We start from the raw sequence: 15,652 nt of genomic DNA, 5'->3' as shown, positions 1-15,652 counted from the left end.
CCCGTCCGGTCGACCGTTCACGGTCCCGGGCGGGGCTTCTCGCTGTGCGCCGCGGTGCTGCGCGTCAGTCGAGGAGGAGAGCCGGCTCCTCGATGATGGAGGCCACGTCGGCCAGGAATCGCGAGGCCACGTCGCCGTCGACCACGCGGTGGTCGAACGATGCGCCGACCGTCGTGACGTAGCGCGGGCGCACCTCGCCGTCGACCACCCACGGCTTCTGCTTGATGGTGCCGAGCGCGACGATGCCGACCTCGCCGGGGTTCAGGATGGGCGTGCCCGTGTCCATCCCGAAGACGCCGATGTTGGTGATCGTGATGGTGCCGCCCGCCATCTCGGCAGGCGACGTCTTGCCGTCGCGCGCCGTCAGGGTGAGCTGCTCGAGGGACTTCGCCAGGTCGAGGAGCGTCATGCTCTGCGCCTCTTTGACGTTCGGGACGATCAGTCCGCGCGGCGTGGCCGCGGCGATGCCGAGGTTCACGTAGTGGCGGATGATGATCTCCTCGTCCGTCCACGTGGAGTTGACGGTGGGGTTGCGGCGCACGGCCCAGATGATCGCCTTCGCCACGATGAGCAGCGGGGAGATCTTGATGCCGACGAAGTCGGCCGAGTTCTTGAGGCGCTTGATGAACTCCATCGTGCGCGTGGCGTCCACGTCGACGAAGAGACTCACGTGCGGGGCGCTGAACGCGCTCGTCGTCATCGCCGTGGCGATGGCCTTGCGCACGCCCTTGACCGGGATGCGCTCCTCGCGGTCGTCCGGCCACTCCGGCGTCTGGATGTTGCGGAAGACGCTCGCCTGGGTCGCCTCGCGCAGCACGTCGTCCCGCGTCACGTCGCCGATCGGACCGGTGGGGGTGACCGTGGTGAGGTCGACGCCCAGGTCTTTGGCGAGCTTGCGGATGGGCGGCTTGGCGATCACCGGGGCGCCGGTGGACACGGCGTGGCCGGCCGGGGCCTGAGCGCTGGGGGAGGCCGGGGCGGAGACGGGCGCGTTCGTCGGCGCTGCGTTCGTGGGCGCTGCGTTCGTGGGCGCTGCGGCCGCCGGAGCCGGTGCAGCCGGCGCGGATGCGGGGGCCGCGGCGGCGGGTGCGGGCGGCGCGGCCGGTGCCTGAGCCGGCACCGGGATCGTGGCCTGGGTCACGACCGGCAGCGCTGCTGTCCCCGGGTGCGTGACGCGGCGTCGACGGCTCGTGCCGTGACCCGCTGCACCGTAGCCGACGAGCACGGCGCCCGCCTTCGGCTCGTCCACCTCGTGCGAGACACTCGCCGCAGCGTCGGCGGCGGCCTCGGCCACCTCGCTCACGGGGGCGACCGGCTCGTCCGTGGCGGCGCCCCCGGTCACGGTGATGATCGGGGTGCCGACCTCGACGGTCTGCCCCTCCGACACCAGCAGCTCGCCCACCGTGCCCTCGAAGGGCGACGGCAGCTCGACGAGCGACTTGGCGGTCTCGATCTCGACGATGACCTGGTTGACCGCGACGGGCTCGCCGGGTGCGACCTTCCACGAGACGATCTCGGCCTCGGTCAGACCCTCGCCCACATCGGGCAGCAGGAACTGGGACTCGCTCATGTGCGACTTCTTTCGGTTGGCGCGCTCAGAACGCGAGCGCGCGGTCGACGGCCTCGAGGATGCGGTCGGCGTCGGGAAGGTACGTCTCTTCGAGCTTGGCCGGCGGGAAGGGGGTGTCGAATCCGGCCACCCGCAGCACCGGGGACTCCAGCGAGTAGAACGCCCGCTCGGAGACGGTCGCGGCGATCTCGGAGCCCACCGAGACGTTGCCCGGGGCCTCCTGAGCGATGACCAGCCGGCCGGTCTTCTGCACGGACTGGACCACGGGCCCGTAGTCGACGGGGGAGAGCGAACGCAGGTCGACGACCTCGATGCTCCGCCCCTCCTCGGCGGCGATCTCGGCTGCACGCAGCGCCACCGCGACCATGCCGGCCCAGGCGACCACGGTCACATCGGTACCGGTGCGCACGACGCGGCTGGCGTGCAGCGGCGTCTCGTTCTCGACCAGATCGACCTCGCCCTTGGGCCAGTAGCGGCTCATCGGCTCGAAGAAGATCACGGGGTCGTCCGACCGGATGGCCTCCTGGATCATCCAGTAGGCGTCGTGCGGGGTCGACGGCGCGACGATCCGGAGCCCGGCCGTGTGCGCGAAGTACGCCTCGGGAGCCTCCTGATGGTGCTCCACGGCGCCGATGTGGCCGCCGTGCGGGATGCGGATCACGATGGGCATCGAGACCGCGCCGCTGTGGCGGTTGGTCATCTTGGCCAGCTGCGTCGTGATCTGGTCGAAGCCGGGGAACACGAAGCCGTTGAACTGGATCTCGACGACCGGCCGGTAGCCGCGCATGGCGAGGCCGATCGCGGTGCCGACGATGCCGGCCTCGGCGAGCGGCGTGTCCACGACGCGCTGCGGTCCGAATTCCTTCTGGAGACCCTCGGTCACCCGGAAGACGCCGCCCAGCGGGCCGACGTCCTCGCCCAGGATGAGCACCTTCGGGTCCTCGGCGAGCGCGCGGCGCAGACCGGCGTTGAGCGCCTTGACCAGGGGGAGGTTCTGCACGGGAGGCTCGGGGGCCTCGGGCGCGACGGCCGTCACAGGCTCCGGCTCGGCCTCGCCGACCGCCTCCGCATCGACGTCGCTCTGCTCAGTGCTCTGCTCGTCGCTCTGCTCGCCGGCCGCGACATCCGCCGCGCTCACGTCGTCGATCGAGAACTCGCGCGTCCACTCCTGCTCGGCCACGTGCTGCTCGAGCACGCGTCCGTCGGGGTCGCTCTCGACGATCTCGACCACGTCGATCGCCTCGGTGTCGGCCTGGGGCTCGCCGTCGGCGTGCTCTCCCTGGCTCCCGTGGTCGTCGATCAGCTCGGCCTCCACGTACTCGGCGTCACTCCGCACCTCGTTCACGCGTCACCTCCGAAGGACGACTCGTATTCCTCGAGCCAGCGCCGCTGCTCCTCCATGACGGGATGCGGTTCGCTGTAGACGTTGTCGAACATCGACTGGATGGGCGGCGGCCCCAGCTGCAGGGTGCGCCGGCGCACATCGGCGGCCAGGTCGGCCGCCTCCTCGTCCGCACCGTCGAAGAACGCCTGCCCCATGCCCTGCTGCTCCAGGAAGGCCCGGAAGCGGAGGATGGGGTCGCGTTCCGCCCAGTAGGCGGTCTCTTCGTCGGTCCGGTACTTCGTCGGGTCGTCGCTCGAGGTGTGCGCACCGATGCGGTACGTCAGCGCCTCGATCATGCTCGGGCCCTCGCCGTTGCGCGCGTCGTCGAGGTGCTTCGCCGTCACCGCATACGACGCGAGGACGTCGTTGCCGTCGACCTGCACGCCCGGGATGCCGAACCCGCTCGAACGCAGGTAGAGCGGGGTGCGCGACTGCGTCGACACGGGCACGGAGATCGCCCACTGGTTGTTCTGCAGGAAGAAGACCTGCGGCGTCTGATAGCTCGCCGCGAAGACGAACGCCTCGCTCACGTCGCCCTGGCTCGTCGCACCGTCGCCGAAGTAGGCGATCACTGCCGCGTCGACGTCCGGGTCCCCCGTGCCGACCTGGCCGTCGAACGCGATGCCCATCGCGTAGCCGGTGGCGTGCAGGGTCTGGGAGCCGATCACCAGCGTGTAGAGGTGGAAGTTGTTCACCGCCGGGTCGGTCGGATCCCAGCCGCCGTGCGTGACGCCGCGGAGGAGGGCGAGGATCCCGACGGGATCGATGCCGCGCACCATCCCGACCACGTGCTCGCGGTACGAGGGGAAGAGGTGGTCCTGGGGCTTGGCCGCATGGGCCGAACCGACCTGCGCACCCTCCTGGCCCACACTCGGCACCCACAGGCCGAGCTGGCCCTGGCGCTGGAGGTTGGCCGCCTCCGTGTCGAAAGCGCGCACCCGGACCATGTCGCGGTAGAAGCGCCGGTAATCGTCTTCGTCGAGCCTCTCCAGATAGGGGAGGTACTCGCCGGCCGCGTCGCTCGGCTGGAACCGGCCGTCAGCTGTCAGCAGCTGGACGGTGTTCGCCGGGCGCGGGATATCGTTCGTCGCAACCACCGTTCTAACCTAACTGCTTGGCGGCATGGTCAATTGGTAGGTTCCGCACAATATCGGCGGCGACCTCAAGGAGTTTGTCCACAGATTCCTGCTCTCCGACACTGATCCGGATGCCCTCGCCGGCGAATGCGCGCACGGTGAGCCCGGCATCGAAGAAGGCGTCGTTGGCGGATTCGGTCTGGGCGCCCGTCGCAAGCCAGAGGAAGTTGCCCTGGGCCTGCGGCACCACCCAGCCCTGCGCGAGCAGCGCCTCCCGCAGCCGGTCGCGCCGCATGGCGACGCGGGCGACGCGCTCCATGAGCTCGTCCTCGGCCTCGATGGAGGCGATCGCGGCGACGCGGGAGGCGTCGGTCACCGACAGCGGGATGGCCGCGGAGCGTGCCGCGTCGAGCACCGCCGCAGGCCCCACGGCGTAGCCGATCCGCAGGGCGGCCAGGCCGTAGGCCTTGGAGAAGGTGCGGAGTACCACGAGATTGGGGTAGCGCTCGAGCAGCGGGATGCCGTCCACCGAGTCGTCGTCGGTGACGAACTCGTAGTACGCCTCGTCCAGCAGCACCAGCAGATCCCCGGGCACCGACGCCATGAACGTCTCGAACTCGCCGGCCGTCACGACCGGTCCGGTCGGATTGTTCGGCGTGCAGACGATGACGACGCGCGTGCGGTCGGTGATCGCCGCGGCCATCGCCGGGAGATCGTGGCCGCCGTCCGCGCGGTTGGGGACCTGCACGCTCGTCGCACCGGCGACCGTCACGAGCCCGGGATACGCCTCGAACGAACGCCAGGCGTAGACGACCTCGTCGCCGGTGCCGGCTGCCGCCGAGATCAGCTGCGAGAGCAGGGCGACCGAACCGTTGCCGAGATGCACCTGCCCGACATCGACGCCGTGCCGCTCGGCGAGCAGCTGCCGCAGATCGGCGCCGCCCGCGTTGGGATAGCGGTTGAGCTCGCCCAGGGTCGCGCTCACCGCCTCCACGACGGAGGGGAGCGGGGGATAGGGGTTCTCGTTGCTGGACAGCTTGAAGCCGTCCGCCGGCGCGGCCCGCCCCTGCCGATAGGCGGGGACCGCCACGATCTCGGGCCGGAGCTTCACGCCGAGCGCGTCTTCGGAAGTCACCTGACCAACTTAGTCTCGCCCGCATTCCCGCGGGGGAATTCCTTCAGGGCAGCCCTGTCTCCGACGCGCCGGGCCTGGAATGATGGGGCCATGCGATTCCTGCTCAAGGTCATCATCAACGCCCTGGCGCTGTGGCTCACGACGCTCATCGTCAGCGGCGTCACCGTGCACCCGTACGAGGACACCACCTCCGCCACTGTGCTGACGTACCTGCTCATCGCGGTGATCTTCGGCGTGGTGAACGCCGTGATCGGCACGGCCATCCGCATCGTCGCGTTCCCGATCTACATCATCACGCTCGGGCTGATCTCACTGGTCGTGAACGCCCTCCTGCTGCTGATCGTCTCGTGGATCAGCGACGCGATGGGGTTCGGCCTCCATGTGGACGGCTTCTGGGCGGGAGTCCTCGGGGCCCTCGTGCTCGGCATCATCGCGTGGCTGTTCGGGCTGATCGTCCGCCCGAACCGCAGCTGACGGCCGCGGGAGCGCCGGGCGCGCGGTGATGGGAGAATAGGCGGCGAACCCCACACGCCGATCCTCGCGAGGAGTCCCATGACCGCCCTGCCTCCCCAGCCCCTGAGCCCTCTGGACGGCCGGTACCGCTCCGCGGTCGTCGACCTCGGCGACCACCTCTCCGAGGCGGGCCTCAACCGGGCGCGCGTGCAGGTCGAGGTCGAGTGGCTCATCTACCTCACCGGGCACCGGATGTTCGGCTCGTCGCCGCTGACGGCCGAGCAGATCCGTTCGCTGCGGGCGCTGGCCGACGGCTTCGGGCAGCCGGAGATCGACCGTCTCGCGGAGCTGGAGGCGACCACCAAGCACGACGTCAAGGCGGTCGAGTACCTCGTCCGCGAGCGCCTCCACGCTCTCGGCCTCGACCACATCGCCGAGCTGACCCACTTCGCCGCCACCAGCGAGGACATCAACAACCTCTCCTACGCGCTCACGGTCAGCGCCGCGGTCAACCGCGTCTGGCTGCCCAAGTTCCGCGCCGTGGTCGCCGAGCTGCGCGCCCAGGCGCTGCAGTACCGCGACGACGCGATGCTCGCCCGCACCCACGGCCAGCCGGCGACGCCGACCACGATGGGCAAGGAGCTCGCCGTCTTCGTGCACCGCCTGGAGCGCATCCGCAAGCAGGTGGAGCAGACCGAGTACCTCGGCAAGTTCAGCGGCGCCACCGGCACGTTCGCCGCGCACCTCGTCGCCGACCCCGGGGCCGACTGGCCGCGCATCTCGCGCGAGTTCGTCAGCAGCCTCGGCCTCGACTGGAACCCGCTCACCACCCAGATCGAGTCGCACGACTGGCAGGCCGAGCTCTACACCCGCATCTCCCACGCCAACCGCGTGCTGCACAACCTCTGCACCGATCTGTGGACCTACATCTCGCTCGGCTACTTCCGTCAGGTCCCCGAGCCCGGAGCCACCGGCTCGTCGACGATGCCGCACAAGGTCAACCCGATCCGGTTCGAGAACGCCGAGGCCAACCTGGAGCTCTCGAGCGCCGTCCTCGACTCCCTCTCGCAGACGCTCGTCACCAGCCGCCTGCAGCGCGATCTGACCGACTCGACCACCCAGCGCAACATCGGCGTCGGCCTCGGCCACTCGGTGCTCGCGCTCGACAACATCCAGCGCGGCCTGGGTCAGATCTCCTTGGACCGGAGCGCTCTGGCCGCCGACCTCGACGCCAACTGGGAGGTGCTCGCCGAGGCCATCCAGACCGTGATCCGCGCGGAGGTCACCGCCGGTCGTTCGACGATCACCGACCCGTACGCGCTGCTCAAGGAGCTGACGCGCGGCAAGCGCGTGGATCACGCCGGCCTCACCGAGTTCGTCAACGGCCTCGACATCAGCCAGGCCGCGAAGAACCGCCTGCTCGAGCTCACGCCGGCGGGTTACGTCGGTCTCGCCTCGGAGCTCGTCGCCCTGCTCTGAGCGTCACACCCCGCGAACGCGAGAGGCCGCTGGCACTGCGCCGGCGGCCTCTCGTCGTCTGATCGGGGGAGCGGTGGGGTCAGTGACCCGAGGGCTTGTCCTTGTCGCGCGATTCGGCGTCCTGCTCGAGGATGTCCTCGACCTCGGCCGCGTTGGGCTTGAAGGCGAGTGCGAAGAGAGCCATCAGGATGAGCGCGAGGATGAACGCGACGCCGAAGAAGATGCCTGCGAGCAGGATCTCGCGGGTCGCCATCAGGACGATGAGGCCGGTGAAGATGCCCAGGCCGCCCGAGATCGAGAGCAGCTCGACGGGGAGGAAGCGGTCGCGGCGGGTCGGCTGGAGGTTGGAGGTCACGCTGGGGGCCTTCTTGTCGCGCTTGGTCACGATGTCTCCGTCTGACGCACCGCCGCGTGCGAGCGGGCAGCGGATCGCAGCGAGACGGCCCCGATGCCCTGGAAGACGCCGACGATGACGGCCCAGGCGCCGAACAGGCCGACGGCCAGCAGCGCGTCCGCGGGCACGAGGAGCAGGACGAGGGCGAGCACCGCCGTGAGGGCGCCCGTCACGAGCCAGTCGCGTGCTGCGGCGTCGCGGCCGCGGTCGCGCAGGCCGCTGTAGAGCTCGAGGAAGCCGGTGAGGGCACCCCACACCGTGACGAGGTAGAGGAACAGGCCGAGACCGCTGCCGGTGAGGGTCAGGGCCAGCACACCGGCGACGACGCCGATGACGCCCTGGATGACGAACAGCGTGCGCGTCAGCGAGCGCGGTCCGAAGAAGAAGGTGAGCAGTGCGGTCGCGACGCCGTCTGCGATCGCGAACGAGCCGAAGACGATCAGGCCGAAGACCGGGGTGTGCGCCCCCTGCGTGAAGGTGACGACGACGGCAGCGGCGAGCGCGATGACGGCGCGCACGGCGGGGACGACCCAGTATCGGCTCGGAGTCTGAATCCCCTGGATCTGGGCAGGAACGGCGGGTGCCACTCGGCGACCTCTCTCATACAGGTTTCCGGTCCAGTCTAGCCGTGGCCTACCTGCGCGTTTGCCGCGCGCCGGGCCCCACGAACGCTACGATCGCGCCATGCGGATCGGTTTCGGAGCACTGCGCACGGTCATGGCACTGCTCACGGCCGCCGCCATCATCGCCCAGCTGGCGAACAGCATCGGGCAGACCGCGAAGCTGGGCGGGAGCATCCCGGGCCTGATCGCGAACTTTCTGAGCTTCTTCACGATCGACGCGAATGTCGCCACGGTGGTCGTGCTCGCCATCGGCGCCGCGCTGCTGTTCACCCGTTCCGGCGACGACCCGGGATGGTTCACCGCCCTCCGCGCGGCCGTCGTGACCTACATGGTGACCACCGGTGTCGTCTACAACCTCCTGCTGCGCAACATCCCGCTTCCGCAGGGCGAGACCGTCCCGTGGTCGAACGAGGTGCTCCATGTCGTCGCGCCGCTCTACATGCTGGTCGACTGGCTGTTCGCACCCGCTCGGGCGCCACTGCGCCGCCGCGTCGTCTGGGGCATCGCCGCCTTCCCGATCGTCTGGGCCGTCTACACCCTGCTGCGGGCGCCGATCGCCGCGGACCCCAACACCGGCCGCCAGCCGTGGTACCCGTACCCGTTCCTCAACCCGGCGACCTCGGCGAACGGCTACCTCTCGGTGGCGTTCTACATCGTGCTGATCGCCGCGGTCATCCTGTGCGTCGGCTACGGGGCCGTCTGGGTCTCCCGGCGGTGGCGGGGGAGCAGGCCGCTTCCGGCAGATGCCGACGCGCCCTGAACCGTCACCGAGTCGTCAGCCGAGTCGTCAGCGTGCCGCGGGGCGGCCGTACATCGGGTTCTGCGTGGGAGCGGATCCCGCATCGTCTTCGCGCCCCGACCACACCACGACGGCGGTGATGCCGCCGATCACCAGCAGGAAGGCCCCGGTCGGCGTGATGCGGTCCGCGAGGCCGTGCTGAGCGAAGACGGCTGAGACGATGCCCGCCGCCGCCCCGGCGAACGACACCACCGCGAAGGCGTAAGACACGGCTCGGGCGGACCCGGTCTGGACGAGACCGGTGACGAGGAGCGCGACGGCGGCGATCAGCCACACGGCGGCGAGGGGGAAGGCGAGCGCTAGTCCGATCGTGTCGCGCAGGAGCAGACCGGGAACGAGGTATACGACGGCCGCTGCGAGCATCAGCACCACGCCGAGCCCGAGGTAACCGAACAGGCGCGAACGTTCGGTGGTGAGACGGTCCAGAGGCGCACGCAGCGTCGTCCACGTGAACGCCAGCGAGAACGCGACCACCGCGAGTGCGACCGCGCCTGCGCTCTGCAGGAGGGGGAGGAGGATCGTGTCCATTCCTCCATTAGACCCGCACCGGGTATCGCCGCGCGTCATCCCGCAGGATGATCCCGCGAGCGCGCGGCGGCTGCATCGAAAACGTTCAGGTTTCCGGCCGACAGGTGCGCGGCCTGTTATGGTCGTCACGCAGCACTTCGTTAGGCGAGGCTCCTGCGCGAACACAGGCCACTGATCTCACGACGTCGAGAGACGCCCAAGATCAGGACAGGTCTCCCCGGCTCAAGGGGTGATCCCAAGTGGCTTCCCACTGTGGTGGGACACGTCGTGCAGTGCCAAAACTCTTACGTGGAAGTGTCCAGGATGAAGCATCGTGCTTCGCGCTCCCGCGTCTGCGAAGGTCTGCCGACCGTGGAGGAGGTGACCCGATGAGCGACGGCGACAGTCGATCTCTCTGCGCTCGCGGGCCGGTTCCGATGCGGTCCCTCTGACCACGACCTTCCGAGTCGTCTCCGCGGGCATCCCCTGTTCAGCGCTTTCGCGCGCCCCTTCCACCCGAGCGGTGGCGGGTGTCTCAGCGCGCCTGAAATCCGAGGAGAACCCTCATGCGTCCCTTCTTCCGCACCGACCTCGACACTCTGAACCCGGCCGTCCGCGGCGGCCGATCCGGTCCGGCCGACGAGGCGAGCCGCGACCGGCTCCGTCGGGGCTCCCTCCCCGCCGCACAGCAGCGCGTGCTCGTCGAATCCGCCCGGCTCCCCGCCGACGCGACCCTCAAGTCCTTCTCGACGGAGCTCATCGGCCTGACCGATGAGGCGGTCCGCAGCCGCCGCGCCCGATTCGGCGACAACGGCGTGGACCACGGGAAGCCCGCGCCCGCCATCGTTCAGTTCCTGGCCACGTTCCGCAACCCGTTCATCCTGATCCTGCTCTTCCTGGTCGTGGTCATGGTGTTCACGGACATCGTCTTCGCCGACCCGGGGGACGGACCGGACTACACCGGCGTGGTGACCGTGAGCATCATGGTGCTGGTCAGTGTGGTCCTGCGGTTCTGGCAGGAGTACCGCTCCTCCCGCGCTGCCGAGCAGCTGAAGGCGATGGTGCGCACCACCACGGCCGTGACGCGGGCTGCGCACGGGACTCCCGTGACCTCCGAGATCCCGGTCGAGGAGGTCGTCCGCGGCGACATCGTCCAGCTGGCGGCCGGCGACATGATCCCGGCCGACCTCCGCATCGTCAGGGCCAAGGACCTGCAGGTGAACCAGTCCATGCTCACGGGGGAGGCGCTCCCGGCCGAGAAGTCCTCCGCAGCGGACGAGGACGTGGTGGAGGCGAACCTCCTCGACGCCGCGAACCTGGCCTTCATGGGCACGTCGGTCGTGTCCGGCTCGGGCACGGGCGTCGTTGTCGGGACCGGCCGGTCCACTTCGTTCGGCAGCCTGTCGTCGGCTCTCGTGGGCGCACGCCCGGAGACCGCTTTCGACCTCGGGATCCGCCGCGTGACGACCACCCTCATCCGCTTCATGCTGATCATGGTCCCAGTCGTCTTCGTCATCAACGGTCTCACCAAGGACTGGACGACCGCGTTCCTGTTCGGCGTGACCACCGCGGTGGGCCTCACCCCGGAGATGCTCCCGCTGATCGTGACCGCGAACCTCGCGAAGGGCGCCCAGTTCATGGCGAAGCGCAAGGTGATCGTCAAGCGGCTCAACTCGATCCAGAACCTCGGCGCCATCGACGTGCTCGCCACCGACAAGACAGGCACGCTCACCGAGGACCGCATCGTCCTCGAGCGGCACCTGAACACCGCGGGGCGCTCGAGCGAGACGACGCTCGGCCACGCGGCCGCCAACTCCCTCTTCCAGACCGGGCTGCGCAATCTGCTCGACGAGGCGGTGATCGCCGCGGCCGGACCCGACGAGCTCGACCGCATCCGACGCGAGTGGACGCTGATCGACGAGCTGCCGTTCGACTTCGAGCGGCGCCGCATGTCCGTCGTCGTCGACCGCGGCGACGCGCACCTGCTGATCACGAAGGGGGCGGCGGAGGAGGTGCTGGCCGCGTGCACGTCCGAGCGGGTCCGCAGCGGAGACAGCGCGCTGACGCCGGGTCGGCTGGCCGAGATCGACCAGCTCGTCGCCGAGCAGAACGCGCAGGGGCTGCGTGTGCTGGCCGTGGCCGTCCGCGAGTTCGCCGATCGCGACCGCACCGAGTACACCCGCGACGATGAGGACGGCCTGACTCTGCTCGGCTTCCTCGCCTTCCTCGACCCGCCGAAGGCGAGCGCCGGCGCTGCCATCGCCAGCCTTCGCAGGCACGGAACGGACGTGAAGGTGATCACGGGCGACAACGCACTGGTCGCTGCCGCGGTGTGCGGGAAGGTCGGGATCGACGTCGGCACCATCGTGCTCGGGCCCGAGACCGAGGAACTGTCGCTCGAGGAGCTCGGCGCTCTCGCCGAGGAGACGACCGTGTTCGCGAAAGTCGCCCCGGCACAGAAGGCGCGGATCGTGGAGGCGATGCGCCGTCACGGGCACACCGTCGGCTACCTCGGTGACGGGATCAACGACACGGCCGCCCTGCGAGCCGCCGACGTCGGGATCTCCGTCGACACCGCCGTGGACATCGCCAAGGAGTCCGCGGACATCATCCTGCTCGAGAAGGACCTCACCGTCCTCGAGGGCGGGGTGATCGAGGGCCGACGCACCTTCGTCAACACCATGAAGTACATCAAGATGACCGCGTCGTCGAACTTCGGGAACATGTTCTCGGTCCTCGTCGCCAGCGCGCTGCTGCCGTTCATCCCGATGATCCCCCTGGTCGTGCTCGTGCAGAACCTCACCTACGACCTGTCGATGCTCACCCTGCCGTGGGACAGGGTCGACAAGGAGGATCTGAAGAAGCCGCGCGCGTGGGAGTCGAAGAGCCTTTCGTCGTTCATGATCCGCATCGGGCCGATCTCGTCGATCTTCGACCTGACGACCTACGCCCTCATGTGGTTCGTGTTCCAGGCGAACAGCCCTGCGCACGCCGCTCTCTTCCAGTCGGGCTGGTTCGTGGAGTCGATCATCTCGCAGACCCTGATCGTGCACCTGCTGCGCACCAAGCGACTGCCGTTCGCGCAGTCCCGGGCGAGCCTCCCGGTGCTGCTGGCCACCGGCGCAGTCTGCGTCTTCGGACTCGTGCTGCCGTTCACGGGCTGGGGTCACGACCTCGGGCTGGTCTCGCTCCCGTGGACCTATTTCCCGTGGCTGGTGGCGACCCTCGCCGCATACTGCGCCCTCACGCAGGTGGCCAAGTCCCTGTTCATCCGCCGCTACGGCACCTGGATCTGAGAAGAGGAAACCGATGACCGACACCATCGACATCGCCCTGCGCGTGCTCCTCGCCGTCGGCTGCGGCGCGCTGATCGGCCTCGAACGCCAATGGCGCGCCCGTACCGCCGGGGTACGTACGAACGCTCTCGTGAGTCTCGGAGCCGCGCTGTTCGTCGTGATGGGCGCCTACAGCTTCCACGGCCCGGGCGCCGACCCCACACGCGTCGCCGCCCAGGTGGTCTCGGGTATCGGCTTCCTCGGCGCCGGCGTCATCATGAAGCAGGGCGCCTCCATCTCCGGGCTGAACACCGCGGCGACCCTCTGGGCGTCCGCCGCGGTGGGTGCACTCGCCGGCGGCGGCCTCACCCTCGTCGCCGCCGGCGGGACCCTCGTCATCATGCTCGCCAACACGGCACTGCGGCCGCTGGGTCGCCTTCTCGATCGCCGGACGGGGAGCACAGGGCTGGAGAGCGCGGAGGTCGACTACACCTTCGAGGTCCGGTGCCGGGTCGAGTCGGAGGCCGACGTGCGCGCCCTGGTCTTCGACGCCGTCCACCGGCCCGCGTTCACGGTGCGCTCGATCACCGCGACGGACGAACCGGACGGCGCCGTGCTGATCACCGCGGCCGTGCACAGCGACGAACGCGACGATCGCGCGATCGAGGAGGCCCTCGCCGCCGTCGTCCGCACGGAGGCCGTCACCGCCGTCCGCTGGACCGCGGCCGACACGGCGCCGGTCGACTAGCGGGTGCTGGCGACCGGTCCTCGCGCGCATACTTGCATCGAGGGGCGCAGGAAGGGAGACGGCATCATGAGGCACATCATCTTCGTCGCCGTGTATCTCGTGCTCATGGTCGGCATCATCGTCACGCTGGACGTGCTCTTCCTCCGCGAGCATTTCTGGTGGCGGCTCGGGACGAATGTCGGCGTCGTCCTGGTCTTCGCGACGGCCTATCTCGTCTGGCTCCGGAAGGCGTTCACGTAGCCCCTCCAGATGCCGTACGCAGGGTGGATCACATCGGCGCCATGTCGGTGAAGCGGGAGTACATGCCCTGGAAGGCCACGGTGACGGTCTTGGTCGGGCCGTTTCGGTGCTTGGCGACGATCAGGTCGGCCTCGCCCGCGCGCGGGTTGTCCTTCTCGTAGGCGGACTCGCGGTGCAGGAGGATCACCATGTCGGCGTCCTGCTCGATCGAGCCGGACTCGCGGAGGTCGCTCAGCGCGGGAAGCTTGTCGGCGCGCTGCTCCGGGCCACGATTCAGCTGGGACAGCGCGATGACCGGGACCTGCAGCTCCTTGGCCAGGAGCTTCAGGGCACGGGAGAACTCGGAGACCTCCTGCTGACGGCTCTCGACGCGCTTGCCGCTCGTCATGAGCTGGAGGTAGTCGATGACAACCATCTTGAGACCGACGCGCTGCTTCAGGCGGCGGCACTTGGCCCGGATCTCGACGAGCGTCATGTTCGGGCTGTCGTCGATGTAGAGCGGTGCGTCGTTGATGCGGCCGCGGGTGGAGGCGATGGTCGTCCAGTCTTTGCTGTCGACCTTTCCCTTCCGCATGCTCTGCAGCGGGACGGTGGCCTCGGCGGAGAGCAGACGCATCGCGATCTCGCTGCGCCCCATCTCGAGTGAGAAGAAGATGGTGGGCATGTCGTGCTTGATGGCCGCGGCACGGGCGAAGTCGAGCGCCAGGGTCGACTTTCCGAGCGCGGGTCGTGCCGCGACGATGACCATCTGACCGGGGTGGAGACCGTTCGTCAGTTCGTCGAGCTCGCTGAAACCGGTCGGGACACCCGTCATGGAGCCGTCCTTGTGGCTCGCCGCCTCGATCTCGTCGATCGCGACGGTGACGGCCTCGGTCAGCGGGACGTAGTCCTCCGCCTCCTGGGCCCCCGTCACCGAATAGATCTCGGCCTGCGCATTGTTGACGAGGTCGAGGACCTCGCCCTCGGCCTTGTAGCCCATCTGCGTGATGCGCGTTCCGGCCTCGACGAGGCGGCGCAGGAGGGCCTTCTCGGTGACGATGTTGGCGTAGTAGCCCGCGTTGGCGGCGGTGGGGACGAGGCTCGTCAGCGTGTGGAGGTATTCCGCGCCGCCGGCTCGGGACAGCTCGCCCAGCTTCGTGAGCTCGTCCGTGACGGTGATGACGTCCGTCGGCTCGCCGTGGGCGTAGAGCGAGAGGATCGCGTCATAGATGATCTCGTGCTTCGGGATGTAGAAGTCGGTGCCGCGCACGACCTCGACCACATCGGCGACCGCGTCCTTGCTGAGCAGCATTCCGCCGAGCGCGCTCTGTTCGGCGAGGAGGTCGTGCGGAGGGGTCCGCTCGGCGTTCCGGGGCTCGGTCGCGGGTGCGCCTGCGTCGGCGAGGCCGATATGGGCGATCGACACGTTCTCTCCTCCTCACGGACCGCAGCGTCCACGCAGGCGTGGTCGCGGTCTCAGCTTCGCCGCCGGGCACGGTGACGCGTGCAGGCGCGCCGCCGGGTTCGAGGACCGGCGGTCACCGGCCCCGGGACCGCGCGCCGCCATCTTGCGATGGTCGCGCTGACCACCGACAGAACCGGTCCATCCGGCGGGCGATCCATCGGCGTCGCTTCACCCTACGAACCCGCCCCGACGTCCACAACTCGACCTGTGGATAACTGTGTGGAGAATCTGCGCGAAACGCCGCCCAGCTTGTGCAGAACATGTGGGAAAAGGTGTGGACAGGGAAGATATTTCTGTCGTTATACCTTCACTGACCAGGTATTTTTCTATCCCCAGGGTGTGTGTAGAAACTACTTCCGCATCTGTGGTCAGAGCAGATTTCCGGGCGTGTCGACCTGTGTACAAGACCGGGGACAAGTCGCCTTAACGAGGTGTAGCGGGGGGGGGGGGGGCGCCGCGCCCCGCCCGCCCCCGGGACCCGAGGAGACGCCCCCGTGACCACCACCCCCACTCAGCCACGGCCGC

The 15,652-nt window shown here is 69.2% G+C and carries 14 protein-coding genes and 1 riboswitch; of the genes, 6 read left to right on the top strand and 8 right to left on the bottom strand.

Annotated features, from left to right (window positions below; all coding sequences use genetic code 11):
* Positions 1-64: 64 nt before the first annotated feature.
* The 4 genes from ACFVU2_RS04805 to ACFVU2_RS04790 form a co-directional block, all read right to left on the bottom strand.
* A complete protein-coding gene (locus tag ACFVU2_RS04805; RefSeq protein WP_387871679.1) occupies positions 65-1,570 on the bottom strand; it encodes a dihydrolipoamide acetyltransferase family protein in 1,506 nt (501 codons plus the stop codon).
* 25 nt (positions 1,571-1,595) lie between these two features.
* On the bottom strand, positions 1,596-2,606 hold the full coding sequence (locus ACFVU2_RS04800) for an alpha-ketoacid dehydrogenase subunit beta (protein ID WP_387872394.1): 1,011 nt from the start codon (positions 2,604-2,606) through the stop codon (positions 1,596-1,598).
* 305 nt (positions 2,607-2,911) lie between these two features.
* On the bottom strand, positions 2,912-4,051 hold the full coding sequence (gene pdhA / locus ACFVU2_RS04795) for a pyruvate dehydrogenase (acetyl-transferring) E1 component subunit alpha (protein WP_387871676.1): 1,140 nt from the start codon (positions 4,049-4,051) through the stop codon (positions 2,912-2,914).
* A gap of 4 nt (positions 4,052-4,055) precedes the next feature.
* Positions 4,056-5,165 (bottom strand): pyridoxal phosphate-dependent aminotransferase, encoded by a 1,110-nt coding sequence (locus tag ACFVU2_RS04790; protein WP_387871673.1) that lies wholly within the window; start codon positions 5,163-5,165, stop codon positions 4,056-4,058.
* A gap of 90 nt (positions 5,166-5,255) precedes the next feature.
* On the opposite strand from ACFVU2_RS04790, the gene ACFVU2_RS04785 reads away from it, so the two are divergent.
* Together ACFVU2_RS04785 and purB are read left to right on the top strand one after the other, a co-directional pair.
* Positions 5,256-5,639, top strand: coding sequence for a phage holin family protein (locus ACFVU2_RS04785; RefSeq protein ID WP_021765237.1), 384 nt, complete (start codon positions 5,256-5,258; stop codon positions 5,637-5,639).
* A gap of 78 nt (positions 5,640-5,717) precedes the next feature.
* Complete coding sequence (gene purB, locus ACFVU2_RS04780; RefSeq protein WP_387871671.1) at positions 5,718-7,097, top strand: adenylosuccinate lyase; 1,380 nt, start codon at positions 5,718-5,720, stop codon at positions 7,095-7,097.
* Between the two features lie 79 nt (positions 7,098-7,176).
* On the opposite strand, the gene ACFVU2_RS04775 is transcribed toward purB, so the two are convergent.
* Together ACFVU2_RS04775 and ACFVU2_RS04770 are read right to left on the bottom strand one after the other, a co-directional pair.
* Positions 7,177-7,482 carry a hypothetical protein gene (locus tag ACFVU2_RS04775; RefSeq protein ID WP_387871668.1) on the bottom strand — a complete coding sequence of 102 codons (306 nt, stop codon included), beginning with the start codon at positions 7,480-7,482 and terminating at the stop codon, positions 7,177-7,179.
* On the bottom strand, positions 7,479-8,078 hold the full coding sequence (locus tag ACFVU2_RS04770) for a DUF308 domain-containing protein (RefSeq protein ID WP_387871665.1): 600 nt from the start codon (positions 8,076-8,078) through the stop codon (positions 7,479-7,481). The genes ACFVU2_RS04775 and ACFVU2_RS04770 overlap by 4 nt, the downstream gene beginning before the upstream one ends.
* 97 nt (positions 8,079-8,175) lie before the next feature.
* On the opposite strand from ACFVU2_RS04770, the gene ACFVU2_RS04765 reads away from it, so the two are divergent.
* The gene (locus ACFVU2_RS04765; protein WP_387871662.1) at positions 8,176-8,874 is read left to right on the top strand and encodes a Pr6Pr family membrane protein; all 699 of its coding nucleotides are present in this window, start codon (positions 8,176-8,178) and stop codon (positions 8,872-8,874) included.
* 27 nt (positions 8,875-8,901) lie between these two features.
* On the opposite strand, the gene ACFVU2_RS04760 is transcribed toward ACFVU2_RS04765, so the two are convergent.
* Positions 8,902-9,441 carry a hypothetical protein gene (locus tag ACFVU2_RS04760; RefSeq protein WP_387871660.1) on the bottom strand — a complete coding sequence of 180 codons (540 nt, stop codon included), beginning with the start codon at positions 9,439-9,441 and terminating at the stop codon, positions 8,902-8,904.
* Positions 9,442-9,570: 129 nt separating this feature from the next.
* A riboswitch (M-box (ykoK) riboswitch) is annotated at positions 9,571-9,742 on the top strand.
* Positions 9,743-9,986: 244 nt separating this feature from the next.
* Here ACFVU2_RS04760 and mgtA point away from each other — a divergent pair.
* From mgtA to ACFVU2_RS04745, 3 genes are all read left to right on the top strand, one after another.
* The gene (gene mgtA / locus ACFVU2_RS04755; RefSeq protein WP_387871657.1) at positions 9,987-12,716 is read left to right on the top strand and encodes a magnesium-translocating P-type ATPase; all 2,730 of its coding nucleotides are present in this window, start codon (positions 9,987-9,989) and stop codon (positions 12,714-12,716) included.
* 13 nt (positions 12,717-12,729) lie between these two features.
* Positions 12,730-13,443, top strand: coding sequence for an MgtC/SapB family protein (locus ACFVU2_RS04750; protein WP_387871656.1), 714 nt, complete (start codon positions 12,730-12,732; stop codon positions 13,441-13,443).
* A gap of 66 nt (positions 13,444-13,509) precedes the next feature.
* A complete protein-coding gene (locus ACFVU2_RS04745; protein ID WP_387871653.1) occupies positions 13,510-13,683 on the top strand; it encodes a hypothetical protein in 174 nt (57 codons plus the stop codon).
* Between the two features lie 28 nt (positions 13,684-13,711).
* On the opposite strand, the gene dnaB is transcribed toward ACFVU2_RS04745, so the two are convergent.
* A complete protein-coding gene (dnaB, locus tag ACFVU2_RS04740) occupies positions 13,712-15,088 on the bottom strand; it encodes a replicative DNA helicase (protein ID WP_387871651.1) in 1,377 nt (458 codons plus the stop codon).
* Positions 15,089-15,652 lie beyond the last annotated feature (564 nt).

It is taken from the genome of Leifsonia sp. NPDC058194 (assembly GCF_042883605.1).
Taxonomy (GTDB): domain Bacteria; phylum Actinomycetota; class Actinomycetes; order Actinomycetales; family Microbacteriaceae; genus Leifsonia.
The sequence above is the reverse complement of the archived record's forward strand: the minus strand, read 5'-3'. Positions and strand labels throughout refer to the sequence as shown.

Bases quoted from the DNA above. Each gene is read 5' to 3' on its own strand.
- mgtA (WP_387871657.1), top strand. From the start codon at position 9,987: ATGCGTCCCTTCTTCCGCACCGACCTCGACACTCTGAACCCGGCCGTC.
- ACFVU2_RS04785 (WP_021765237.1), top strand. From the start codon at position 5,256: ATGCGATTCCTGCTCAAGGTCATCATCAACGCCCTGGCGCTGTGGCTC.
- ACFVU2_RS04805 (WP_387871679.1), bottom strand. From the start codon at position 1,570: ATGAGCGAGTCCCAGTTCCTGCTGCCCGATGTGGGCGAGGGTCTGACC.
- ACFVU2_RS04750 (WP_387871656.1), top strand. From the start codon at position 12,730: ATGACCGACACCATCGACATCGCCCTGCGCGTGCTCCTCGCCGTCGGC.
- ACFVU2_RS04760 (WP_387871660.1), bottom strand. From the start codon at position 9,441: ATGGACACGATCCTCCTCCCCCTCCTGCAGAGCGCAGGCGCGGTCGCA.
- ACFVU2_RS04765 (WP_387871662.1), top strand. From the start codon at position 8,176: ATGCGGATCGGTTTCGGAGCACTGCGCACGGTCATGGCACTGCTCACG.
- ACFVU2_RS04745 (WP_387871653.1), top strand. From the start codon at position 13,510: ATGAGGCACATCATCTTCGTCGCCGTGTATCTCGTGCTCATGGTCGGC.
- purB (WP_387871671.1), top strand. From the start codon at position 5,718: ATGACCGCCCTGCCTCCCCAGCCCCTGAGCCCTCTGGACGGCCGGTAC.